This is a genomic window from Burkholderia sp. WP9, from assembly GCF_900104795.1.
In the GTDB taxonomy this organism is placed as follows: domain Bacteria; phylum Pseudomonadota; class Gammaproteobacteria; order Burkholderiales; family Burkholderiaceae; genus Paraburkholderia.
In genome coordinates, this window is sequence record NZ_FNTG01000001.1 from 4,732,524 (window position 1) to 4,755,051 (window position 22,528).

Annotated in this window: 21 protein-coding genes; 18 read left to right on the forward strand and 3 right to left on the reverse strand. The window is 62.6% G+C overall.

Annotated features, from left to right (window positions below):
* Window positions 1-4: 4 nt before the first annotated feature.
* The 10 genes from cmk (at window position 5) to cysM (ending at window position 10,148) form a co-directional block, all read left to right on the forward strand.
* Window positions 5-691 (forward strand): (d)CMP kinase, encoded by a 687-nt coding sequence (gene cmk / locus BLW71_RS21185; RefSeq protein ID WP_091800087.1) that lies wholly within the window; start codon window positions 5-7, stop codon window positions 689-691.
* A 162-nt stretch (window positions 692-853) separates the two neighbouring features.
* A complete protein-coding gene (gene rpsA / locus BLW71_RS21190) occupies window positions 854-2,587 on the forward strand; it encodes a 30S ribosomal protein S1 (protein ID WP_091800091.1) in 1,734 nt (577 codons plus the stop codon).
* Window positions 2,588-2,608: 21 nt separating this feature from the next.
* Window positions 2,609-2,932 carry an integration host factor subunit beta gene (locus BLW71_RS21195; protein WP_007180889.1) on the forward strand — a complete coding sequence of 108 codons (324 nt, stop codon included), beginning with the start codon at window positions 2,609-2,611 and terminating at the stop codon, window positions 2,930-2,932.
* A gap of 398 nt (window positions 2,933-3,330) precedes the next feature.
* The gene (locus BLW71_RS21200; protein ID WP_091800094.1) at window positions 3,331-3,624 is read left to right on the forward strand and encodes a LapA family protein; all 294 of its coding nucleotides are present in this window, start codon (window positions 3,331-3,333) and stop codon (window positions 3,622-3,624) included.
* Between the two features lie 67 nt (window positions 3,625-3,691).
* Window positions 3,692-4,867 carry a lipopolysaccharide assembly protein LapB gene (lapB, locus tag BLW71_RS21205; RefSeq protein WP_091800097.1) on the forward strand — a complete coding sequence of 392 codons (1,176 nt, stop codon included), beginning with the start codon at window positions 3,692-3,694 and terminating at the stop codon, window positions 4,865-4,867.
* A 147-nt stretch (window positions 4,868-5,014) separates the two neighbouring features.
* Window positions 5,015-6,418, forward strand: a complete 1,404-nt coding sequence (locus BLW71_RS21210) for a UDP-glucose dehydrogenase family protein (RefSeq protein WP_091800100.1) — start codon at window positions 5,015-5,017, stop codon at window positions 6,416-6,418.
* Window positions 6,384-7,391 (forward strand): D-glycero-beta-D-manno-heptose-7-phosphate kinase, encoded by a 1,008-nt coding sequence (gene rfaE1 / locus BLW71_RS21215; RefSeq protein ID WP_091801090.1) that lies wholly within the window; start codon window positions 6,384-6,386, stop codon window positions 7,389-7,391. Before BLW71_RS21210 ends, rfaE1 begins: the two co-directional genes overlap by 35 nt.
* 145 nt (window positions 7,392-7,536) lie before the next feature.
* The gene (rfaD, locus tag BLW71_RS21220) at window positions 7,537-8,529 is read left to right on the forward strand and encodes an ADP-glyceromanno-heptose 6-epimerase (protein ID WP_091800103.1); all 993 of its coding nucleotides are present in this window, start codon (window positions 7,537-7,539) and stop codon (window positions 8,527-8,529) included.
* 77 nt (window positions 8,530-8,606) lie between these two features.
* The gene (locus BLW71_RS21225; RefSeq protein ID WP_091800106.1) at window positions 8,607-8,972 is read left to right on the forward strand and encodes a ComEA family DNA-binding protein; all 366 of its coding nucleotides are present in this window, start codon (window positions 8,607-8,609) and stop codon (window positions 8,970-8,972) included.
* A 273-nt stretch (window positions 8,973-9,245) separates the two neighbouring features.
* A complete protein-coding gene (cysM, locus tag BLW71_RS21230) occupies window positions 9,246-10,148 on the forward strand; it encodes a cysteine synthase CysM (protein ID WP_091800109.1) in 903 nt (300 codons plus the stop codon).
* A gap of 108 nt (window positions 10,149-10,256) precedes the next feature.
* Here cysM and mltB read toward each other — a convergent pair whose 3' ends face one another.
* Window positions 10,257-11,405 (reverse strand): lytic murein transglycosylase B, encoded by a 1,149-nt coding sequence (mltB, locus tag BLW71_RS21235; RefSeq protein WP_091801093.1) that lies wholly within the window; start codon window positions 11,403-11,405, stop codon window positions 10,257-10,259.
* Between the two features lie 289 nt (window positions 11,406-11,694).
* Here mltB and BLW71_RS21240 point away from each other — a divergent pair, with 289 nt between their 5' ends.
* Together BLW71_RS21240 and BLW71_RS21245 are read left to right on the forward strand one after the other, a co-directional pair.
* Complete coding sequence (locus tag BLW71_RS21240; protein ID WP_091800112.1) at window positions 11,695-12,618, forward strand: histone deacetylase family protein; 924 nt, start codon at window positions 11,695-11,697, stop codon at window positions 12,616-12,618.
* Between the two features lie 46 nt (window positions 12,619-12,664).
* On the forward strand, window positions 12,665-13,474 hold the full coding sequence (locus tag BLW71_RS21245; protein ID WP_091800115.1) for an enoyl-CoA hydratase: 810 nt from the start codon (window positions 12,665-12,667) through the stop codon (window positions 13,472-13,474).
* A gap of 9 nt (window positions 13,475-13,483) precedes the next feature.
* Here the strand turns inward: BLW71_RS21245 and BLW71_RS21250 are convergent, their stop codons facing one another.
* Entirely contained in the window at window positions 13,484-14,389 is a 906-nt protein-coding gene (locus BLW71_RS21250) for an alpha/beta hydrolase (protein WP_091800118.1), read from the reverse strand.
* A gap of 240 nt (window positions 14,390-14,629) precedes the next feature.
* On the opposite strand from BLW71_RS21250, the gene BLW71_RS21255 reads away from it, so the two are divergent.
* From BLW71_RS21255 to BLW71_RS21280, 6 genes are all read left to right on the forward strand, one after another.
* Complete coding sequence (locus BLW71_RS21255; RefSeq protein ID WP_091800121.1) at window positions 14,630-15,664, forward strand: methionine ABC transporter ATP-binding protein; 1,035 nt, start codon at window positions 14,630-14,632, stop codon at window positions 15,662-15,664.
* Entirely contained in the window at window positions 15,654-16,307 is a 654-nt protein-coding gene (locus BLW71_RS21260; protein ID WP_091800124.1) for a methionine ABC transporter permease, read from the forward strand. The genes BLW71_RS21255 and BLW71_RS21260 overlap by 11 nt, the downstream gene beginning before the upstream one ends.
* A 35-nt stretch (window positions 16,308-16,342) precedes the next feature.
* Window positions 16,343-17,140 carry a MetQ/NlpA family ABC transporter substrate-binding protein gene (locus BLW71_RS21265; RefSeq protein WP_091800127.1) on the forward strand — a complete coding sequence of 266 codons (798 nt, stop codon included), beginning with the start codon at window positions 16,343-16,345 and terminating at the stop codon, window positions 17,138-17,140.
* A gap of 237 nt (window positions 17,141-17,377) precedes the next feature.
* A complete protein-coding gene (locus tag BLW71_RS21270; protein ID WP_091800131.1) occupies window positions 17,378-18,127 on the forward strand; it encodes an electron transfer flavoprotein subunit beta/FixA family protein in 750 nt (249 codons plus the stop codon).
* 14 nt (window positions 18,128-18,141) lie between these two features.
* Entirely contained in the window at window positions 18,142-19,077 is a 936-nt protein-coding gene (locus BLW71_RS21275; RefSeq protein WP_091800134.1) for an electron transfer flavoprotein subunit alpha/FixB family protein, read from the forward strand.
* A 102-nt stretch (window positions 19,078-19,179) separates the two neighbouring features.
* Window positions 19,180-20,970, forward strand: a complete 1,791-nt coding sequence (locus tag BLW71_RS21280) for an acyl-CoA dehydrogenase (protein ID WP_091800137.1) — start codon at window positions 19,180-19,182, stop codon at window positions 20,968-20,970.
* 125 nt (window positions 20,971-21,095) lie between these two features.
* Here BLW71_RS21280 and BLW71_RS21285 read toward each other — a convergent pair whose 3' ends face one another.
* On the reverse strand, window positions 21,096-22,382 hold the full coding sequence (locus BLW71_RS21285) for a D-amino acid dehydrogenase (protein ID WP_091800140.1): 1,287 nt from the start codon (window positions 22,380-22,382) through the stop codon (window positions 21,096-21,098).
* Between the last annotated feature and the right edge of the window lie 146 nt (window positions 22,383-22,528).

Genomic DNA, 22,528 nt, shown 5'->3' on the forward strand with positions numbered 1-22,528 from the left:
TTCGATGAAACCGACCCGTCCCTTTCACCAGACGCCCGTCATTACGATCGACGGCCCGAGTGCCTCCGGCAAAGGCACCGTGGCCGCGCTGGTTGCCGCAAGCCTCGGCTTCCACTTGCTGGACAGCGGCGCGCTGTACCGTCTCGCCGCGCTCGCCAGCCTGCGCTACAACATTGCGGCGCACGATGCCGACGCGCTGACGAAGCTGATCGACGATCTGCATATCACTTTTCGCGAAGGGCTGGCGCAGCTCGACGGTGTCGATGTATCGGCCGAGATTCGCGCCGAGGAAGTCGGCAGCCGCGCCTCGGCGATCGCTGTGCACGCGCCGGTGCGTACCGCGCTGGTGGCGCGCCAGCGGGCTTTTCGTAAGGAACCGGGGCTGGTTGCCGACGGCCGCGACATGGGCACCGTGATCTTCCAGGACGCCGTGCTGAAGGTGTTCATGACCGCCAGCGTGGAGGCCCGCGCGGCGCGCCGGCATAAGCAATTGATCCAAAAAGGATTTTCTGCTAATATACATGACTTGCTCCGGGATTTGCGTGAGCGCGACGAGCGCGACAGTCAGCGCGTAGCCGCGCCACTCAAGCCTGCAGCGGATGCAAAGCTGCTTGATACCTCCGCATTGTCGGTCGACCAGGCGGTCGAGCAGGTGGTGCAATGGTATGAAGCTTTGGTCCCGCATGCCTGATGAAAGTGCGAGTTGTGCTTCAGGTGTGGGCGCAGTAGAAGTCCGTTGTCAGTAGGTGTTTCGCGATCGTCGCGAAGCTTGTATTAACCCTTTAACCCCGCGTGGCATTCGCACACTAGCCGTTATTGCTGACCATCCGGCCAGCCGGGCACCGCGAGAACCATGCAAATTTTGATTTTTATGTCCGACCTGCAAACCTCTACCCCGAATACCGAATCTTTTGCGGCTCTGTTCGAAGAGTCGCTGACCAAGCAAGACATGCGCGCCGGCGAAGTGATCTCCGCCGAAGTCGTGCGTGTTGACCACAACTTCGTGGTCGTCAACGCTGGTCTCAAGTCCGAAGCCTACATCCCGCTCGAAGAGTTCCTGAACGACGCGGGCGAGGTAGAAGTGCAGGCGGGCGACTTCGTTTCCGTCGCGATCGACGCGCTGGAAAACGGCTATGGCGACACGATCCTGTCGCGCGACAAGGCGAAGCGCCTGGCTTCGTGGCTGTCGCTGGAAAAGGCTCTCGACAACAACGAACTCGTGACCGGCACGATCACGGGCAAGGTCAAGGGCGGCATGACCGTCATGGTCAACGGCATCCGCGCGTTCCTGCCGGGTTCGCTGGTTGACACGCGTCCGGTCAAGGACACGACCCCGTACGAAGGCAAGACGCTGGAATTCCGCGTCATCAAGCTCGACCGCAAGCGTAACAACGTCGTGCTGTCGCGTCGTGCCGTGATCGAAGCGACCCAAGGCGAAGAGCGCGCAAAGCTGCTCGAAACGCTGAAGGAAGGCGCGATCGTGGAAGGCGTGGTGAAGAACATCACCGATTACGGCGCGTTCGTGGACCTCGGCGGTATCGACGGCCTGCTGCACATCACCGACATCGCATGGCGTCGTGTTCGTCACCCGAGCGAAGTGCTGTCGGTTGGCCAGGAAGTCACCGCGAAGATCCTCAAGTTCGACCAAGAGAAGAACCGAGTTTCGCTGGGCATCAAGCAACTGGGCGACGATCCGTGGGAAGGCATTTCGCGCCGTTACCCGTCGGGCACGCGCCTGTTCGGTAAGGTCACCAATATCACCGACTACGGCGCATTCGTCGAAGTCGAATCGGGCATCGAAGGCCTGGTTCACGTGTCGGAAATGGACTGGACGAACAAGAACGTTGCACCGTCGAAGGTTGTGCAACTGGGCGACGAAGTCGAAGTCATGGTTCTCGAAATCGACGAAGACCGCCGCCGTATCAGCCTCGGCATGAAGCAATGCAAGCCGAACCCGTGGGACGACTTCAGCCGCAACTTCAAGAAGGGCGACAAGCTGCAAGGCGCGATCAAGTCGATCACCGACTTCGGCGTCTTCATCGGTCTGCCGGGCGGCATCGACGGTCTGGTTCACCTGTCGGACCTGTCGTGGTCGGAAACGGGCGAAGAAGCAGTTCGCAAGTACAAGAAGGGCGACGAAGTGGAAGCGATCGTTCTCGGCATCGACGTCGAGAAGGAACGCATTTCGCTGGGCATCAAGCAGCTCGAAGGCGACCCGTTCAGCAACTTCGTTGCCATGAACGACAAGGGTTCGATCGTCGACGGCGTGGTCAAGTCGGTGGACGCGAAGGGTGCCGTGGTTCAGCTGTCGGCTGAAGTCGAAGGCTACCTGCGCGCTTCGGAAATCGCACAAGATCGCGTGGAAGATGCTCGCAACGTGCTGAAGGACGGCGACAAGGTCAACGCGATGATCATCAACATCGATCGCAAGTCGCGTGGCATCAACCTGTCGATCAAGGCCAAGGATTCGGCTGAGCAACAGGAAGCGATCCGCGGCCTGGCTTCGTCGGACTCGAGCTCGGCTGCTACCGGCACGACGAACCTCGGCGCGCTGCTGAAGGCCAAGCTCGACGGCCAGAACCAGTAAGCCTGAGAGGTCTGCTGCAGTATGACCAAATCGGAATTGGTCGCCCAGCTGGCTACGCGATTTCCGCAACTTGTTCTTAAAGATGCGGATTTCGCGGTGAAGACGATGCTTGATGCGATGTCGGAGGCGCTTGCCAACGGTCATCGCATCGAAATTCGTGGCTTCGGCAGCTTCGGCCTTAACCGCCGTCCCTCCCGCGTCGGGCGTAATCCGAAGTCGGGCGAGAAGGTGTTGGTACCTGAGAAGTACGTACCGCACTTCAAGCCGGGCAAGGAATTGCGCGAGCGGGTAGATCGTCGCGCGGGCGAGCCGCTGAAGGCCGAAGAGCCGGATGACGACCTGTAAATGCTTCGCTGTGTTATTTGCAGCGTGGCATGGGTAGCGTCAGCGGCCAAAGCCAGTCGGCAAAAGACCAGAAAAAGCGCCTTCGGGTGCTTTTTTTTTGTCTGTACGTTTTGCACGTGCGGATTCACTTGGATCGACGTGCGATTGGCTGGTAGCGCCTCCCGCCGAGCCGTCTAAGCGCGTGACTACCCAATCACCCAATCTCCGACTCTCCAGCGCGCGTAGCCGTTTGCGGCAAGATGTAGCACGATAAAGCCCCGTAAGCCCGTAATCCGCCAGTTCCTGCCCAGCCGCGAGGGCTTCAATTACAATACGGGTCACTTCGGCGCGGGCAACACCGTGGCGCGACGCGTCATCAAGCCGGCGTCACCCCGCAACTGCCGTCAAGAGACCTATACATGAAATTTATCGTCTGGCTGATCCGTGTGCTGGTGTTCGTGCTGCTGCTGGTGCTGGCGCTCTCCAACACACAACCTGCTACGCTGAATTTCCTCGCCGGCTACGCATGGTCGGCGCCGTTGATCCTGATCGGCCTCGCGTTCTTCGTGGTAGGGCTGCTGGCTGGGCTGGTGTCGTCGATGCCGGCCATGGTGCGCTTGCGCATGGAAAACGGCCGGCTCAAACGCGAGTTGCGCGTGGCGCGCGAAACCCCGGTCGTGGTCGAACAGCCGCCCATGCCGCCGCTGATCTGAATTCCCTTCGCCGCGCGCATGAGCGCGGCTTTCCGTCTTCGCTTTCCCGCACATTTGCATTTATCGCATGGATCTAGACTTCTGGTGGCTGCTTGTCATACCCGTCGCTTTCGCGTTTGGCTGGATGGCTGCGCGCTACGACCTCAAGACGCTGCTGTCTGAAAGCGCCAACCTGCCGCGCTCGTATTTTCGCGGCCTGAATTTCCTGCTCAACGAGCAGCCGGACCAGGCGATCGACGCGTTCATCGAAGTGGTCAAGCTCGATCCGGAAACGGTCGAACTGCACTTCGCGCTGGGCAACCTGTTCCGTCGCCGCGGTGAAACGGATCGCGCGATTCGCGTGCATCAGAATCTGTTGAGCCGTGCCGACCTGCCGGTCAGCGAGCGCGATCATGCGCTCTATGAGTTGGGGCAGGATTTCCTGAAAGCGGGCTTGCTCGATCGCGCCGAAGAAACCTTCCGCTCGCTCGAAACCGGCGACTATGCGCTCGGCGCGCAGCGCGCGCTTCTCACCATCTACGAAATCGAGAAGGACTGGGTCAAGTCGATCGACACGGCCCGTCATCTGGAAACGATGGGTGCGGAGTCGCTCGACAAGGAAATCGCGCAGTTCCACTGCGAACTCGCGCAGGAAGCGCTGCAACAGAAGAAGCCCGACGAGGCCCGCCGTCAGCTCGGTTTCGCGTTGAAGGCGAACCCGACCAATGTGCGCGCCACGATCCTGTTCGGCGACGTCGACGCGGCCGGCGGCGCGCCGGAAGCGGCGATCGCCCAATGGCGGCGGGTGGAGGAGCAGAATCCGGCTTATCTGCCGCTGGTCGCGGAAAAGCTGATGAAGGCCTACGAGGCGCTCGGCCGTCCGCAAGATGGCGCCGATCTGCTCACCACGTGGGTGGACCGCTATCCGACCAACGATCTGCTCGACGTGGCTTACCAGCACGTCGCATCGCTGCGCGGACCCGAGGCCGCGCATGCGCTGGCGCGCTCGCAAATGCAGAAGTCGCCAAATCTGGCGGGCATGACGCGGCTGCTCGAGGCGCAGGAAGCCGTCGCGGAAGAACCGCGCCGCAGCGAACTCGAACTGATGCGCACGCTGATTCGCCAGCGCACCAAAAATCTGCCACGGTATACGTGCCAGAATTGCGGTTTCAGGGCGCGGCTTTTTTACTGGCAGTGCCCGGGTTGCAGCGGTTGGGAAACCTATGCGCCGCGCCGGGTCGAGCCGATCACCGCGTCGAACTGACACGCGGGTGGTCACGCCGGGTCCAGCCACGCGCTCGCGCCGCGAATCCGCGCGTGGCAAGCGTCCCCGCGCGGGCGGATCTCGCAACCTGTTCATGACCGGCTTTATCGCCGGGAATCATCACCGGAACCTTCTACCGGAAAGCGTATGAAAATCACCATTATCGGCACGGGCTATGTGGGTCTCGTCACCGGCGCGTGCCTCGCCGAGATCGGCCACGACGTTTTCTGTCTGGACGTCGATCCGCGCAAGATCGAAATCCTCAACAACGGCGGCGTGCCGATTCACGAGCCCGGCTTGCAGGAGATGATCGCCCGCACGCGCGCGGCGCGCCGCATCACGTTTTCCACGGATGTCGAAGCCAGCGTCGCGCACGGCGACGTGCAGTTCATCGCCGTCGGCACGCCCCCGGACGAAGACGGTTCGGCCGATCTGCAATACGTGCTCGAAGCGGCCCGCAACATTGGCCGCACGATGAACGGCTTCAAGGTGATCGTCGACAAATCGACGGTACCGGTCGGCACCGCGCAGCGTGTGCGCGCGGTGGTCGAAGAAGAACTGGCCAAACGCGGACTCGCGGGCAGCGCGCAACATCGCTTCTCGGTGGTGTCCAATCCCGAATTCCTGAAGGAAGGCGCGGCGGTCGACGACTTCATGCGCCCCGACCGCATCGTGATCGGCCTGGATGAAGACGAAGCCGGCCTGCGCGCGCGCGAACTGATGAAGCGTCTGTACGCGCCGTTCAACCGCAATCACGAACGCACGCTCTACATGGACGTGCGCTCGGCCGAATTCACCAAATACGCCGCCAATGCGATGCTCGCCACGCGCATCTCGTTCATGAACGAAATGTCGAATCTGGCGGACCGCGTCGGCGCGGATATCGAAGCGGTGCGCCGCGGCATCGGCTCCGATCCGCGCATCGGCTATCACTTCCTGTATGCCGGTTGCGGCTACGGCGGCTCGTGTTTCCCGAAAGACGTCCAGGCGCTGATCCGCACGGCTAGCGAGAGCGGCCACAATCTGCGCATCCTCGAAGCGGTCGAGGAAGTGAACGACAAGCAGAAAGACGTGCTGGTGCATAAGATCACGGCCAAGCTCGGCGATGATCTGAGCGGTCGCATATTCGCCGTGTGGGGTCTTGCGTTCAAGCCGAATACCGACGACATGCGCGAGGCGCCGAGCCGTCGCCTGATCGCGGAACTGCTCGCGCGCGGCGCCCACGTGCGTGCGTACGATCCGGTTGCGGTGACCGAAGCGCGCCGCGTGTTCGCGATGGATCTGCATGACGTGCCGGACCAGTTCGCGCGTCTCACCTTCGCTGGCACGCAGGACGAAACGTTGACGGACGCCGACGCGCTCGTGATCGTGACCGAATGGAAAGAATTCAAGAGCCCGGATTTCGTGCATCTGAAATCGGTGCTGAAGTCGCCGCTGATTTTCGACGGACGCAACCTGTACGAACCGGACGCGATGACCGAACTCGGCATCGACTATCACTCGATTGGACGCCCTTATGCCCAACCCTCTGAACTTCCGGCCAATGCCTGAGACCGTGCCCGGCGCCATCCCGTCCACGCCCGCGCCGCAGCTCACCGTCGTGCCGCGCGAACAGCTCGCCGCGGCGCGCGTGCTGGTGGTGGGCGACGTCATGCTCGATCGCTACTGGTTCGGCGACGTGAATCGCATTTCGCCGGAAGCGCCGGTGCCGGTCGTGCACGTGCAGCGTCAGGAAGACCGCTTGGGCGGCGCGGCGAACGTCGCGCGCAACGCGGTTGCGCTCGGCGCTCAAGCAGGCTTGCTATGCGTGGTCGGCCATGACGAACCTGGCGAGCGCATCGTGCAGTTGCTGAACGAAAGCGGCGTGAAGCCCTATCTCGAGCGTGACCCGGCGCTTCTCACCACGATCAAGCTGCGTGTGCTGTCGCGCCAGCAACAGCTGCTGCGCGTCGACTTCGAAAACTCGCCGGCGCACGAAGTGCTGCTCGCCGGTCTCGCACGATTCGACGAACTGCTGCCGTCGCACGACGTGATCCTGATGTCCGACTACGCGAAGGGCGGCCTGACCCACGTCACGCAGATGATCGCGAAGGCGCATGCGGCGGGCAAGCCGGTGCTGGTCGATCCGAAGGGCGACGACTGGGAACGCTATCGTGGCGCGACGCTGATCACGCCGAACCGCGCCGAATTGCGCGAGGTGATTGGCCAGTGGAAATCGGAAGAAGATCTGCTCGCGCGCGTGACGAAACTGCGCACCGATCTTCAGTTCAAGGCGTTGCTGCTGACGCGCTCGGAAGAGGGCATGACGCTCTTCTCGGACGACGGCGTCCTGCACGCATCGGCGGTCGCACGCGAAGTGTATGATGTCTCGGGCGCGGGCGACACCGTGATCGCCACGCTTGCCGCGATGCTCGGTGCGGGCCTCACGCTGGTCGAGGCGGTCGGGCTCGCGAATCGCGCGGCCGGCATCGTGGTCGGCAAACTCGGCACTGCCACCGTCGACTACGACGAACTTTTTCATTGATGCGGCCCGCCGGGTCCCTCGCCGTGCTTTTATCAACGGCGTGTAACAGGAACCCGCGCGGCGTCGACTGAACCTGTCGATCGGAGCGAGCGCACGGCGCTGACTCCGATCCCATGCCAAGCTCACTATCGCAGGATCATCAATCATGACCCTCATCGTCACCGGCGCGGCCGGTTTTATCGGCAGCAATCTCGTGAAGGCGCTCAACGAGCGCGGTGAACAACGCATCATCGCGGTCGACAATCTGACGCGCGCGGACAAATTCAAAAACCTCGTCGACTGCGAGATCGACGACTACCTCGACAAGACTGAGTTCGTCGAACGCTTCAAGCGCGGCGACTTCGGCAAGGTGCGCGCGATTTTCCACGAAGGCGCCTGCTCGGACACGATGGAAACCGACGGCCGCTACATGATGGACAACAACTTCCGCTACAGCCGCGAAGTGCTGGACGTCTGCCTCGCGCAGAACATCCAGTTCCTGTATGCGTCGTCGGCGGCAACGTATGGCGGCTCGAGCCGTTTCGTCGAAGAGCGCGAAGTCGAGCAGCCGCTGAACGTGTACGGCTACTCGAAGTTCCTGTTCGATCAGGTGATCCGCCGCGTGCTGCCCACCGCGAAAAGCCAGATTGCCGGCTTCCGTTATTTCAACGTCTACGGGCCGCGCGAAACGCATAAGGCGCGCATGGCGTCGGTGGCGTTCCACAACTTCAACCAGTTCCGCGCCGAGGGCAAGGTCAAGCTGTTCGGCGAATACAACGGCTATGCCGCGGGCGAACAGACGCGCGACTTCGTTTCGGTTGAAGACGTGGTGAAGGTCAACCTGTTCTTCTTCGACAATCCGGACAAATCGGGCATCTTCAATCTCGGCAGCGGCCGTGCGCAACCGTTCAACGACATTGCCAGCACGGTGGTCAACACGCTGCGCTCGCTCAACAACGAACCGGCGCTGTCGCTCGCGGATCAGGTGCAGCGCGGGCTGATCGAATACATTCCGTTCCCCGACGCCTTGCGCGGCAAGTACCAGTGCTTCACGCAAGCGGATCAATCGAAGCTGCGCGCGGCCGGCTACGACGCGCCGTTCCTGAGTGTGCAGGAAGGTGTCGACCGTTATGTACGTTGGCTGTTCGGCCAGGTGTAAATAATTCGGATCCCTCTTTAAACTGGAATCTCCCGGTTGGTGATGGTCGCCAACCGGTTGTACGAGGGAGATTCCATATGTTTCGAAAAATTCTGGTTACCGCGGCCATGCTCGCCGCTTTTGGCCACGCTTATGCGGCGGTCGACGTCAACACGGCTAATGAGGATGCGCTGCGCGGCATCAAGGGCATCGGTCCTGCCAAAGCGAAAGCCATTCTCGACGAGCGTGCAGCGCATGGTCCGTTCAAGGACCCGGCCGATCTCGGCAAGCGCGTCAAAGGCATGGGCGGGCATACCGTCGAGCGCCTGCAGGCGGAGGGTCTCGCTATCGGTCCGGCTGGCGCGGCTGCTAACCCGCAGGCTGCGGCGTCTGCACAGACCAAAGGCGCGGCCGCTGCGGCCAACACGCCGAAGAACAACGCCACGGTGGCGGTGAAGAAATAGCCTCACGCGCAGCTGGCGCGCGGGCCTGCTGGGCCGTGCGGCGGCTGCGTCGCCCTGATTTTCCCTTCATGGTCGGAGTCGTCAAGAACGCTCCTTCAGCTGTCATGCAGATGACTGGCTCCCGCGGTTCTCAGCCGCGGGCTTTTTGTGCTGCGTCGGCTCGCCGACGGGCGCCTGCATCCATGCGCTCAGAAGGGCCGCACGGCAGCCGCGTGCACGGTGGTTTAGAATCGATGGATTGAGACTTTGCGCGGCGACAGCACCAGAACCAATATGGCTTACAAAACGATTGAAGACACGATCGGCAATACGCCGCTCGTACAACTCGTCCGGCTCCCCGACGACGAGATCCGCAGCCGCAATAACGTGATCCTTGCGAAGCTCGAGGGCAACAACCCCGCGGGCTCGGTGAAGGACCGCCCGGCGTTGTCGATGATCGCGAAAGCGGAAGCACGCGGGCGCATCAAGCCAGGTGACACGCTGATCGAATCGACCAGCGGCAACACCGGTATTGCGCTTGCCATGGCGGCCGCGATCCGTGGCTACAAAATGGTCCTGATCATGCCGGAAGATCTGTCGGTGGAGCGCCGTCAGAGCATGGCCGCGTATGGCGCGCAGATCGTTCTCACGCCGGTCACGGGCGGCATGGAGTACGCACGCGATCTGGCCGAGCAGATGCAGCGCGAAGGCAAGGGCATCATCCTCGACCAGTTCGCCAATCCGGACAATCCGGCCGCGCACGTCGAAGGCACCGGCCCGGAAATCTGGCGCGACACCGAAGGGCGCATTACGCATTTCGTGTCGTCCATGGGTACGACCGGCACGATCATGGGCGTGTCCACCTATCTGAAAGAGCAGAACCAGGCTATCGAGATCATCGGTGCGCAACCCGAAGAGGGTTCGCGCATTCCGGGTATTCGCAAATGGCCGGAAGCCTATTTGCCGAAGATTTTCGATCGTAGCCGGGTGGACCGCGTGGAGAATGTGAGCCAGGCCGCGGCTGAAGCCATGGCGCGCCGTATGGCGTCGGTGGAAGGCATCTTTGCCGGCATCTCGTCGGGCGGCGCGTGCGAAGTGGCGCTGCGCGTCGCACGGCAGGTCGAGAACGCGACGATCGTGTTCATTGTTTGCGACCGCGGTGACCGCTATCTGTCGACGGGTGTGTTTCCTGCGTAAGCGCGTAGCCTGAAGCCGCTCGCGCAATGAAAAAGCGCCGGTTCAGAAGACCGGCGCTTTTTTTCGTCTTGTGGCATTGCGGGACGCACCCGGCGCCCGCACCGCCAGCTATTGCGAGGCCGCAACCGGCGGCGCGGCGTTGTTGACGGCGTTGGTCGCGTCGCTTGCTTCCATCTGCGCCTTGACCCGCTGGCCCAACTGATACACCGCGAGCGCGTAGAAGAAGCTGCGGTTATAGCGCGTCAGCACGTAGAAATTCTTCAAGCCCAGCATGAACTCGGTGCCGCGTCCGGGCGAGGGCAGATCCACCACCGTGACCGGCGTGCCGGCTTCCGACGCGATGTCCACGCCCGGTTCGTTCAGCAGCAAGCCGGCGCGCAGCAATTGGTCGAGCGGCCAGTGCGGCTCCGGCTGGCCGTCGGCGGCCGCTTGCGCGACGCCCAGGCTGCCGGCGTCCGAGCCGATCTTCCACACTACTGGCCGGCCGTTTTCCCAACCGTTCTGGCGCAGGTAATTCGCCACGCTGCCGATCGCATCCGCCTGGCTCGTGCGCAAGTCGATCTGCTTGTTGCCGTCGTAGCTCACCGCGTATTGCACGATGCTGCTCGGCAGGAACTGCGGAATGCCGATCGCGCCGGTGTAGGAACCCAGCACCGTGGTCGGATCGATCTGCGAGTCGCGTGTCCATACCAGGTAGTCTTCGAGATTCTTGCGGAAGGTCGCCTGGCGGTCCGCGCGATTAGCGGTGCCCGGATAGTCGAAGCTGAGCGTGGTCAGCGCGTCGAGCACGCGGAAATTGCCCATGAAGCGCCCATAGATCGTCTCCACGCCGATGATGCCGACGATCACTTCCGGCGGCACGCCGAACTCTTCATAGGCGCGTTGCAGCGTAGCCTGATTCGCGCGCCAGAAGCGCACGCCGGCATTGATGCGGACCTGGTCGAGAAAGCGCGCCTGGTACACGCGCCAGTTCTTGACCGCGGGCGAAGGCGACGGCGTCACGAGCTTGACTGCCGTCGCCGAATAACTCACGCCGGCAAAGAGCGCGTGCAGCGCGGACTCGTCGAAGTCGTAACGCGCCACCATGTCGTTGATGAACGCATCGACATTGGGGTTGTTCGCGTAGCGCTGCGGGATGATCTCTTCTTCAAACGTTTGCCCTTGCGGCACAGCGGGTTGCGGCTGGCCTTGCGCGAGCAGCACCGATGGTTTCTTGCCGGCACTTTGCGCGATCGCGGGACTGGTTGCCATGATCATGCACGATGCGACGGACAGTGCGGCGGCCATGGACGTGATGCGTAGCCGGTTTCGTGCAGACAGAGCAAGCTTGACGGTCATAGTGAGCTAAGGCGCGGTGCGCGGGAGACGAGGGAAGACGGGAAAAATCGATCGGGGCAGTATACCCGACGCCTCCCCGCAAAACTGTGCCTGACGCGTCACAGCCGCATCGTGTGGTAACTTGATGACTGTTGGCGCGCCGAGGGCGTGCGCCCCTGGATGGAGACATGCCGCACGCGTTCGAAACGCGTCGCCGCAGAAAAGAATCATGGCAACTGGCTTTTATTCCCACCACGACTGTCTGCTGCACGATATGGGGCAATGGCATCCCGAATGCCCCGCGCGCCTGCAGGCAATTGAAGACCAATTGATCGGAAGCCGCATCGATTCGCTGATCGAGCGCGAGTTGGCGCCGCTCGCCGACGAAGCCGCGCTGCTGCGCGTGCATACGCAAGCCCACGTCGATTACATCCGCAGCCGCTCGCCCGCTGAAGGCACCGCCGAAATCGATCCCGATACGACGATGAACCCGCACACGTTGAAAGCCGCGCTGCGCGCGGCGGGCGCAGCGGTTGCCGCGACCGACGCGGTGATCGAAGGCCGCTACGACAATGCCTTCTGCAGCATCCGGCCGCCTGGCCACCACGCCGAACCGGCGCGCGCCATGGGCTTTTGCTTCTTCAACAATATCGCGATCGCCGCGCGTCATGCGCTCGAAGTGCACGGCCTCTCGCGCGTCGCGATCATCGACTTCGACGTGCATCACGGCAACGGCACCGAGGCGGCCTTTTCGGGCGACTCGCGCGTGCTCATGTGCAGCTTCTTCCAGCATCCCTTCTACCCGTTCACCGGTGCCGACAACCATGCGCCCAACATGTGCAACGTGCCGATGCCGGCGCGTTCGAAAGGCATGGCGGTGCGCGAGGCGGTGGACATGCTGTGGCTGCCGCGCCTGCACGAGTTCAAACCGGAGATGGTGTTCATCTCGGCCGGCTTCGACGCGCATCGCGAGGACGACCTCGGCAACATGGGCCTTGTCGAAGACGATTACGCGTGGATCACCGATCAGATGCGCGAAATCGCGAAGCGCTATTCGCGCGGGCGCATCGTGAGCTGTCTCGAAGGCGGCTACAACCTGTCCGCGCTGGGTCGCAGCGTGGTCGCCCACGTGCGCTCGCTGGCCGGGATCTGAGCCGTCGCGCGGCGCGCAGCGCCATCCACTCTATGAGGAGCGAGCCATGAACGCCGATGCGCGCGACGCGTCACTGGTCGAGATCGAACATGGCGCGTACGGCGTGCCGGGCGTGGTGCGTGTGACGATGAACCGGCCCGATGCCTTTAACGCGCTCTCCGAAGCCTTGCTCGACGACCTGCAGACGGCATTGAGCGAGATCGGCCGCTCGGACGCGCGCGTGGTCGTGATCGCCGGCGCGGGCCGGGCGTTCTGCGCGGGACACGATCTGAAGGAAATGCGCGCCGCGCCTTCGCTGGCGTACTACCAGGCGCTGTTCGCCCGCTGCACGAAGCTCATGATGACGATCCAGCGCTTGCCGCAACCGGTGATCGCGCGGGTGCAAGGCATTGCGACTGCGGCCGGTTGCCAGCTCGTCGCGATGTGCGATCTGGCGGTCGCGGCCGACACGGCCCGCTTTGCGGTTTCGGGCGTAAACCTCGGGCTCTTCTGCGCGACGCCTGCCGTGCCGCTGTCGCGCAACCTGTCGCGCAAGGCCGCGCTTGAATTGCTGCTCACCGGCGATTTCATCGACGCCGTGGGCGCGAGGCGGGAAGGGCTCGTGAACCGCGTCGTCCCCGCGGATGCGCTGGACGCGGAAATCGCACGGCTTGCCACCAGCATCTGCGCGAAACCCGTCGAAGCCGTGAGCGCCGGCAAAGGCCTCTTCTATCGCCAGTTGGAAATGGGAATCGAAGCGGCTTACCAGCTTGCCGGCCAGACGATGGCCTGCAATATGATGGATGAGTCGGCGCTGGAAGGCGTGCAGGCGTTTATCGACAAACGCCCGCCCGACTGGAAGCGTGACGCGGACTAGCCGCGTCGATCAGGCTCTCGCCACCAGCCGTTTTTCGATCCACTCGATCAACGCCCCGATCACCCGGTCGCGGTCGATGTCGTTCATCGTCTCGTGATAGCTGCCTTCGTGCAGAGTGAGCGTCTTGTCCGGCGAGCCCGCGTGCTCACCGAATTCGCGGCTGCCTTCGGGTTCGGTGAGCTTGTCGGCGGTGCCGTGATAGACCAGCAGCGGGACACGCAAGCCCGCGCGTCCGCGTTCGATGCGCGCCATCGCCAGTAACAGCTCCGCGCCGGTGCGTGCGGGAATCGCGCCGTGATGCACGAGCGGATCGTTGCGATTGGCGTTCACCACGGGTTGAAGGCGCGATAACAACGCGGCGTCGATCTTCATCGCCGGGAAGCTCGGATAAAGACGGCTGATCACCTGGCTTAGCTTGAGCATCCAGCGCGGCACGTCGCGGCCAGGCGCCAGCGCCGGGCTCGACAGGATCAGGCCGTTCAGGCGCCGGCCGCTCGCTTCGAGGCGCTCGATCGCGTAGAGCGCGGCCACGGCGCCACCCATGCTGTGGCCCATCAGGAAGAGCGGGGCGCAGCTTTGCGCGGCGGCGTCGAGCAAAGCTTGCGCGTCCAGCAGATAGTCGTCGAAGCGCTTCACGTAGGCCCGCTTACCGGGCGCGTGGCCGTGGCCACGCAGATCGATCGCCACCAGTTCGACGCCGGCCGCATTCAGCCGCGCGGCCAGCGCCGCGTAACGCCCGGCGTGCTCGGCCAGCCCGTGGATCAGCGCCACGGTGGCGCGCGTCGGCGCGGCGGCCGGCCAGCGGTACAGCGGTAGTTCCACGCCGTCCCCGGTCGTGACCGACGAGCGTAGCGGCTCGCCGCTGTTCCGTTTGCCCGCGATGGGCCGCACCGTGTTGCTTGGAGATGTTTCCATGGCTACCGCTTATCCTGATTTTGTTTCGCCCGATCATAGTCGCAGCGGCCGTGCGCACGCGAGCACCTCGCACCGGGCGGGCCTCTAATTCCAACAGGTTATGAAAAGATCGTAATTGATTATTAAAGGGAATGTCAGCGCTGCGGTAGAATTGCGGGCTCAAATCCCAATAAAAGCAACGGCGGCCGCTTGTCGGGAGCGCATCACGCTCGCCGACAACCTCCGCCGTTTCGTTTTTCCATGATCGAAATACGCAATATCTCCCAGCGGTTCGCCGGGCCCCGGGGCTGGGTCGAGGCGCTGCACAACGTCAATCTGTCGATTCCGGCGGGTGAGGTTTTCGGCATCATCGGCCGCAGCGGCGCGGGCAAGAGTACGCTCGTGCGCACGCTCAACCTGCTGACACGCCCGAGCGAGGGCAATATCGTCGTCAACGGCCGCGACCTGACGACGCTGCCCGCCGCGCAATTGCGCGAGGCGCGCCGCGAGATCGGCATGATCTTCCAGCACTTCAATTTGCTGTCGTCGCGCACCGTGTACGAAAACGTCGCGCTGCCGCTCGAACTCGCCGGCATGAAGCGCGATGAAATCGAAGCGAACGTGTTGCCGCTACTCGACCTGGTCGGCCTGTCGGCGCAGAAGGATCGTTATCCGGCGCAGATCAGTGGTGGTCAGAAGCAGCGCGTCGGCATCGCGCGGGCGCTGGCGAGCAAGCCGAAAGTGCTGCTCTCCGACGAAGCGACTTCCGCGCTCGATCCCGAAACCACGCGCGCGATTCTCGACCTGCTCAAGCGCATCAATCGCGAACTGAACCTGACGATCGTGCTGATCACGCACCAGATGGACGTGATCAAGCAGGTTTGCGACCGCGTCGCCGTGCTGGATGCGGGCCGCGTGGTTGAAGAAGGCAAGGTCATCGACGTGTTCCTGCAACCGCATCACGAAGTCACGCGCGCATTGATCGGCGACGTGATCGCGCAGGAATTGCCGCCCGCCATGAAGGCGCGTGTCGCCGAGCGTCTCAAGACAGGCAGCGGTCACTTGTTGCGACTCGCGTTCACCGGCTCCGGCGTCGATCAGCCGATCCTGTCGGAAACCATTCGCCGTTACGAACTCGACTTCAACATCCTGCACGGCCAGATCGACGAGATCCAGGGGCAGGCGTTCGGCTCGCTCGCGGTGCTCGCGGGCGGTGAGCCGGCGAAAGTGGCGCAGGCGCTGACATATCTGCGTGAACAGGGTGTGGTGGTGGAGGAGCTGTCGTATGTTGAGTGAAATGTTGGACATGTTCGTCCAGTCGTTCTGGGAAACGCTCGTCATGGTGGGCATTTCCGGACTGGTCGGCGCTTTGGTGGGCTTGCCGCTCGGCGTGCTGCTGTATCTGACGGATCGCCAGGGCGTGCTGCAGAACATCGCGGTAAATCGCGTGATGGGCGTGATCGTGAATGCGGTTCGCTCGACGCCGTTCATCATCCTGCTCGTCGCCGTGATTCCGTTCACGCGCCTCGTGGTGGGTTCGTCGATCGGCACGGCGGCCGCCGTCGTGCCGCTGACGATCGCCGCCGCGCCGTTCATCGCGCGTCTGGTGGAGACTGCGTTGCGCGAAGTGGATCGCGGGCTGATCGAAGCCGCGCAGGCGATGGGCGCGACCACCAGCCAGATCGTCTTCAAAGTGTTGTTGCCGGAATCGCTGCCGGGCGTGGTCGCCGGCTTGACGATCACTTTCGTCTCGCTGGTCGGCTATTCGGCGATGGCCGGCGCGATCGGCGGCGGCGGTCTCGGCGATCTCGGCATTCGCTACGGGTATCAGCGTTTCCTGCCGGAAGTGATGTTGACGGTCGTGGTGATTCTGATCGTCTTCGTGCAGTTGGTGCAGTCGTTCGGGGATTGGCTCGTGCGTCGTTTGAGCCATAAGTAAAACAACAATTTCGAATAGGTTTGGAAAGGTCCATCATGCAACGTCGTTTCATTCTCAAACTGGCTGCCGTGCTCGGCGCCACGTCCCTGTTCGCTGCCGGCGCGGCTCGCGCTGAAGATTCGATCAAGGTCGGCGTCACCGGCGGCCCGCACGCGCAGATCATGGAAGTCGTGAAGACGGTCGCGGCGAAGAACGGTCTGAACATCAAGATCGTCGAATTCTCGGATTACGTGCAGCCGAACGCCGCGCTCGCAGGCGGCGATCTGGACGCGAACAGCTACCAGCACGACCCGTATCTCGAGGCGCAGGTGAAGGATCGCGGCTACAAGCTGATCCGCATCGCCGATACGGTGACGTACCCGATGGGCATCTATTCGAAGAAAGTGAAGACGCTGGCCGAACTGCAGCCGGGCGCGAAGATCGCTGTGCCGAACGATCCGACCAACGGCGGCCGCGCGCTGCTGTTGCTGCAAAAGCAGGGCTTGCTGAAGCTGCGCGCCGACGCGGGCCTGAAGGCGACGCCGCTCGATATCGTCGAGAACCCGAAGAAGCTGAAGATCGTCGAACTCGACGCCGCGCAAATTCCGCGCTCGCTGAACGACGTGGACGCGGCCGCGATCAACACGAACTTCGCGATGGAAGCGGGTCTGAAGCCCAAGCAGGACGCCATCGCGATTGAAGATCCGAAGGGGCCTTACGTGAACATCATCGCGATTCGCGAGGCGGACAAGAATAAGCCGTGGGTCGCCAAGCTGGTCGCGGCGTATCATTCGCCGGAAGTGAAGCAGTTTGTTGAAAGCAAATTCGGCGGGGCCGTGATCACCGCCTGGTGAGCCGGCGGCCTGCAGAGCAAGCAAGATAAGACGGCAATGCAAAATTAGAGTCGTAAGTCGGAACCCGGGGTTGTCGCCCGGGTTTTTTCGAGATTAAAATAGAACGATCGTTCGATATTGCCGTCACGCCGCTGAGGAGCGATATCCTCCTGCTAGAGCGCCCGCGACAGGGCTGCCGCGAGGGCAGTCGTTATAATGTTCGTTGGGTTGACGTATTCGTAACTTTGGAGCGTGTGCATGAAAATCCTGGTGCCAGTCAAGAGAGTGGTCGATTACAACGTGAAAGTTCGAGTCAAATCGGACGGCACGGGCGTCGACATCGCGAACGTGAAGATGTCGATGAATCCGTTCGACGAAATCGCGGTTGAAGAAGCGGTGCGCCTGCGTGAAGCGGGCGTGGCGACTGAAGTGATCGCCGTGTCGGCGGGTGTGACGCAGTCGCAGGAAACGCTGCGCACGGCGTTGGCGATCGGCGCGGATCGCGCGATCCTGATCGAATCTTCGGAAGAGCTGCAGCCGCTGGCCGTGGCCAAGCTGTTGAAGGCGCTGGTCGACAAGGAACAGCCGCAGCTTGTCATTCTCGGCAAGCAGGCGATCGACGACGATTCGAACCAGACCGGCCAGATGCTGGCTGCTTTGGCCGGGTTGCCGCAGGCGACGTTCGCCTCGAAGGTTGTCGTCGCTGACGGAAAGGCTACGGTGTCGCGTGAAGTGGACGGTGGCGCTGAAACGCTGTCGCTGACGCTGCCGGCAGTCATCACGACCGATCTGCGCCTGAACGAGCCGCGCTATGTGACGCTGCCGAACATCATGAAGGCGAAGAAGAAGCCGCTGGAAACCATCAAGCCGGAAGACCTGGGTGTCGACGTCACGCCGCGCCTGAAGACGCTGAAGGTTGTCGAGCCGCCGAAGCGCTCCGCCGGTGTGAAGGTGCCGGATGTGAAGACGCTGGTCGAGAAGCTGAAGACCGAAGCCAAGGTGCTGTGAGGGAGACAGAGCAAATGACGAATCTGGTAATTGCAGAACACGACAACGCGTCGATCAAGGCCGCGACGCTGAACACGATCGCAGCGGCGCAGAAGATTGGTGGTGATATTCACGTGCTGGTCGCGGGCCACAACGCGCAGGCCGCAGCGGATGCGGCAGCGAAGATTGCAGGTGTTTCGAAGGTCCTGCTCGCCGACGCGCCGCAACTCGAAGCAGGTCTGGCAGAAAACGTCGAAGCAACGGTGCTGAACATCGCGAAGGACTACACGCACATCCTCGCTCCGGCAACGGCGTACGGCAAGAACATCGCGCCGCGTATCGCCGCAAAGCTCGATGTCGCGCAGATCAGCGACATTACCGCAGTGGACAGCGCTGACACGTTCGAGCGCCCGATCTACGCAGGCAACGCAATCGCAACGGTGCAATCGGCTGATCCGATCAAGGTCATCACAGTTCGCTCGACCGGTTTCGACGCTGTGGCAGCGGAAGGCGGCAGCGCAACGGTCGAGAAGATCGAAGCGGCGGCAGACAGCGGCATTTCGCAGTTCGTGAGCCGTGAAGTCACGAAGCTGGACCGTCCGGAACTGACGTCGGCGAAGATCATCGTTTCGGGCGGCCGCGGTTTGGGCAACGGCGAGAACTACACGAAGGTTCTCGAACCGCTGGCAGACAAGCTGAACGCAGCGCTGGGTGCATCGCGTGCAGCAGTGGATGCGGGCTTTGTGCCGAACGACTACCAGGTGGGACAAACCGGCAAGATCGTCGCGCCGCAACTGTATGTCGCGGTCGGCATCTCGGGAGCGATCCAGCACCTGGCCGGCATGAAAGACAGCAAAGTGATCGTCGCGATCAACAAAGACCCGGAAGCGCCGATTTTCAGCGTCGCCGATTACGGTTTGGTGGGCGATCTGTTCACGGTCGTGCCGGAACTCGTTAGCGAGCTGGGCTAAGCGCCGAAGCGCCTTGTAAAAGGCGTCTGGCAACACGCGAAGGGCGCGGGACCGATCAAGTCCGGCGTCCTTTTTTTATATCAACGGCGGGAGGAGACGAAAATGAGCTATACGGCACCCATCAAGGACATGCTGTTCGTGATGAAAGAACTGGCCGGTCTCGAAGACATCGCGACGCTGCCGGGCTTCGAAGACGCGAATCTCGACACCGCGCAGGCCGTGCTCGAAGAGTCGGCGAAACTGTGCGGCGAAGTGCTGGCGCCGCTGAATGTCGAAGGCGATCGCAATCCGAGCAGCTGGAAAGATGGCGTGGTCACCGCGACGCCTGGCTTCAAGGAAGCGTTTCGCCAGTTTGGCGTTGGCGGCTGGCAGGGCGTGCAACATCCCGTCGACTACGAAGGCCAGGGCCTGCCGAAGCTCATCGCCACCGCCTGTATCGAGATGCTGAACGCGTCGAACCTGTCGTTCGCGTTGTGCCCGCTGCTCACGGACGGCGCCATCGAGGCGCTGCTCACGGCGGGTAGCGAAGCGCAGAAACAGACCTACGTGCCGAAGCTCATTTCCGGCGAATGGACCGGCACGATGAACCTGACCGAGCCGCAGGCCGGCTCCGATCTCGCGCTGGTGCGCACGCGCGCCGAGCCGCAGGGCGACGGTTCGTTCAAACTGTTCGGCACGAAGATTTTCATCACGTGGGGCGAGCACGACATGGCGAAGAATATCGCGCATCTCGTGCTGGCGCGCACACCTGACGCACCGGAAGGCGTGAAGGGCATTTCGCTTTTCATCGTGCCCAAGTTTCTCGTCAACGAAGACGGCTCGCTCGGCGAGCGCAACGACGTGCATTGCGTGTCGATCGAACACAAGCTCGGCATCAAGGCGAGCCCGACCGCGGTGCTGCAGTTCGGCGACCACGGCGGCGCGATCGGCCATCTGATCGGTGAAGAGAATCGCGGCCTCGAATACATGTTCATCATGATGAACGCGGCGCGCTTTGCGGTCGGCATGCAGGGCGTGGGTGTGTCGGATCGCGCTTACCAGAAGGCGGTGGCGTACGCGAAAGACCGTGTGCAAAGCCGTCCCGTGGATGGCTCGGCGAAGCAACCGGTCGCAATCATTCAGCATCCCGACGTACGCCGTATGCTCGCCACGATGCGGGGTCTGACTGAAGCCTCGCGCGCGCTGGCGTATGTGGCCGCGGCGCACTGCGACATCGCGCATCGCCATGCCGACGAAGCCACGCGCGCGGAACATCAGGCGATCTACGAATACCTCGTGCCGATCGTGAAGGGCTGGAGCACGGAGCTGTCGATCGATGTGACGAGCCTCGGCGTACAGGTGCACGGCGGCATGGGCTTCATCGAGGAAACCGGCGCCGCGCAGTATTACCGCGACGCGCGGATTCTGCCGATCTATGAAGGCACGACCGCGATCCAGGCGAACGATCTAATCGGCCGCAAGACCGTGCGCGACGGCGGCAAGGTGGCGAAGTCGCTGCTCGCCGGCGTGGCCGAAACGGTCGAAGCGCTCGGTGCGCAGCAGGGTCCGGCGTTCGAGTCGATGAAGAAATATCTTGCGCAGGGGCATCGCTCGTTGAGCACGGTGGTGGACTTTGTTGTCACCAATACGAAGAGCGATCCGAACGCGGTGTTCGCGGGCAGCGTGCCGTATCTGAAGCTCGCTGGCATCGTGCTCGGCGGCTGGCAGATGGCGCGTGCGTTGCTCGTGGCAGCCGGGAAGCGTGACGCAGATCCTTCGTTTTACGGTGCGAAGATCGCGACCGCGCAGTTCTACGCTGAGCACGTGCTGACGCTTGCGTCGGCGCTCGAGGCGTCGATTGTCAGCGCGAAGGGTGGGGAGAGTGTGCTGGCGCTGTCGGAAGATCAGTTCTGACGCTGCTTCTGCTTTTAAACCTCGCTTGAAAAAACAAACGGCGCCTCGAAAGGCGCCGTTTGTTTTCGTCGCGCTGGTTTGTGAGTTACACACCCGCTCAACCGCTCGCGAAGCGTCGTTAAACCTCAGGCATAAGCCGGGCGATGCGCGCCGCCAATCTCGCCGAGATAGCGATGCACCGACAGGTCGTCTGCCTTGATGGCCGGTTGCTTGCCCGACATCACGTCGGCGAGCAGTTGGCCTGAGCCGCACGACATCGTCCAGCCCAGCGTGCCGTGGCCCGTGTTCAGGAACAGATTCGCCACCGGCGTGCGGCCGACGATCGGCGTGCCGTCCGGCGTCATCGGGCGCAGACCGGTCCAGAAGGTAGCTTTCGACGTATCGCCGCCGCCCGGGAACAGGTCGTTCACGCACAGTTCCAGTGTTTCGCGACGCGCCTGGCGCAGCGATTTATCGAAGCCGACGATCTCGGCCATGCCGCCGACGCGAATCCGGTCGTCGAAACGCGTGATCGCAATCTTGTAGGTTTCGTCGAGCACGGTCGACACGGGTGCCGACGCTTCATTGACGATCGGCGCGGTAATCGAATACCCCTTGAGCGGATAGACCGGGATCTTGACGAGACCCGACAGGAACTGAGTCGAATACGAACCCAATGCGACGACGAACGAATCGGCACGCACGAGTTCTTCGCCGCACTTCACGCCGGCGATGCGGTCGCCGGCCATGGCGAGCGCGTCGATCGGCGTGTTGTAGCGGAATTTGACGCCCAGTTGCTCGGCCAGCGCGGCGAGGCGCGTGGTGAACATCTGGCAGTCGCCGGTTTCATCGCCCGGCAGGCGCAGACCGCCGGTCAGCTTGTGGGACACCGCCGCGAGCGCCGGTTCCGCTTGCGCGAGTTCAGCGGACGAGAGCAGTTCGTACGGCACGTTAGCTTCCCGCAGTACGGCGATGTCTTTCGCGGCGCCGTCGAACTGCTGCTGCGTGCGGAACACCTGCAGCGTGCCGCCGGTGCGGCCTTCGTACTGGATGCCGGTTTCGGCGCGCAGCGCTTGCAGGCAATCGCGGCTGTATTCGGCGAGGCGGACCATGCGGCCCTTGTTCACCGCATAGCGCGACGACGTGCAGTTTTGCAGCATCTGCCACATCCATTGCAACTGGAATTGCGTGCCGTCGAGGCGGATCGCGAGCGGCGCGTGTTTCTGGAACATCCATTTGACGGCCTTCAGCGGCACGCCGGGCGCGGCCCAAGGCGACGCGTAGCCCGGCGAGATCTGACCGGCATTGGCGAAACTGGTTTCGAGCGCCGGGCCGGCCTCGCGATCGATAACGGTCACTTCATGACCGGCGCGCGCCAGGTAATACGCACTCGTCACCCCGACGACGCCACTGCCCAAAACGACGACTCGCATAGATGCTCCAGGATATTCAGATGAGGTCTGAGGGCGGTGCGCTCGTCGAGTCGTTGGAATTCGTTCGATTAACGAGGTGTAACGCGGATCGCCCAGTGTTAACCGCTATACTATTAACAGTCAGGCAGGTTTTGTTATTGTATTTT

Excerpts from the sequence above, each read along its gene's own strand:
- BLW71_RS21195 (WP_007180889.1), top strand. The coding sequence starts at position 2,609 with ATGACCAAATCGGAATTGGTCGCCCAGCTGGCTACGCGATTTCCGCAA.
- BLW71_RS21260 (WP_091800124.1), top strand. The coding sequence starts at position 15,654 with ATGTTGAGTGAAATGTTGGACATGTTCGTCCAGTCGTTCTGGGAAACG.
- mltB (WP_091801093.1), bottom strand. The coding sequence starts at position 11,405 with ATGATCATGGCAACCAGTCCCGCGATCGCGCAAAGTGCCGGCAAGAAA.
- BLW71_RS21245 (WP_091800115.1), top strand. The coding sequence starts at position 12,665 with ATGAACGCCGATGCGCGCGACGCGTCACTGGTCGAGATCGAACATGGC.
- rfaE1 (WP_091801090.1), top strand. The coding sequence starts at position 6,384 with ATGCCCAACCCTCTGAACTTCCGGCCAATGCCTGAGACCGTGCCCGGC.
- BLW71_RS21210 (WP_091800100.1), top strand. The coding sequence starts at position 5,015 with ATGAAAATCACCATTATCGGCACGGGCTATGTGGGTCTCGTCACCGGC.
- BLW71_RS21250 (WP_091800118.1), bottom strand. The coding sequence starts at position 14,389 with ATGGAAACATCTCCAAGCAACACGGTGCGGCCCATCGCGGGCAAACGG.
- BLW71_RS21270 (WP_091800131.1), top strand. The coding sequence starts at position 17,378 with ATGAAAATCCTGGTGCCAGTCAAGAGAGTGGTCGATTACAACGTGAAA.
- cysM (WP_091800109.1), top strand. The coding sequence starts at position 9,246 with ATGGCTTACAAAACGATTGAAGACACGATCGGCAATACGCCGCTCGTA.
- cmk (WP_091800087.1), top strand. The coding sequence starts at position 5 with ATGAAACCGACCCGTCCCTTTCACCAGACGCCCGTCATTACGATCGAC.
- rpsA (WP_091800091.1), top strand. The coding sequence starts at position 854 with ATGCAAATTTTGATTTTTATGTCCGACCTGCAAACCTCTACCCCGAAT.
- BLW71_RS21255 (WP_091800121.1), top strand. The coding sequence starts at position 14,630 with ATGATCGAAATACGCAATATCTCCCAGCGGTTCGCCGGGCCCCGGGGC.
- BLW71_RS21225 (WP_091800106.1), top strand. The coding sequence starts at position 8,607 with ATGTTTCGAAAAATTCTGGTTACCGCGGCCATGCTCGCCGCTTTTGGC.
- BLW71_RS21275 (WP_091800134.1), top strand. The coding sequence starts at position 18,142 with ATGACGAATCTGGTAATTGCAGAACACGACAACGCGTCGATCAAGGCC.
- BLW71_RS21200 (WP_091800094.1), top strand. The coding sequence starts at position 3,331 with ATGAAATTTATCGTCTGGCTGATCCGTGTGCTGGTGTTCGTGCTGCTG.
- BLW71_RS21265 (WP_091800127.1), top strand. The coding sequence starts at position 16,343 with ATGCAACGTCGTTTCATTCTCAAACTGGCTGCCGTGCTCGGCGCCACG.
- BLW71_RS21280 (WP_091800137.1), top strand. The coding sequence starts at position 19,180 with ATGAGCTATACGGCACCCATCAAGGACATGCTGTTCGTGATGAAAGAA.
- lapB (WP_091800097.1), top strand. The coding sequence starts at position 3,692 with ATGGATCTAGACTTCTGGTGGCTGCTTGTCATACCCGTCGCTTTCGCG.
- BLW71_RS21285 (WP_091800140.1), bottom strand. The coding sequence starts at position 22,382 with ATGCGAGTCGTCGTTTTGGGCAGTGGCGTCGTCGGGGTGACGAGTGCG.
- rfaD (WP_091800103.1), top strand. The coding sequence starts at position 7,537 with ATGACCCTCATCGTCACCGGCGCGGCCGGTTTTATCGGCAGCAATCTC.
- BLW71_RS21240 (WP_091800112.1), top strand. The coding sequence starts at position 11,695 with ATGGCAACTGGCTTTTATTCCCACCACGACTGTCTGCTGCACGATATG.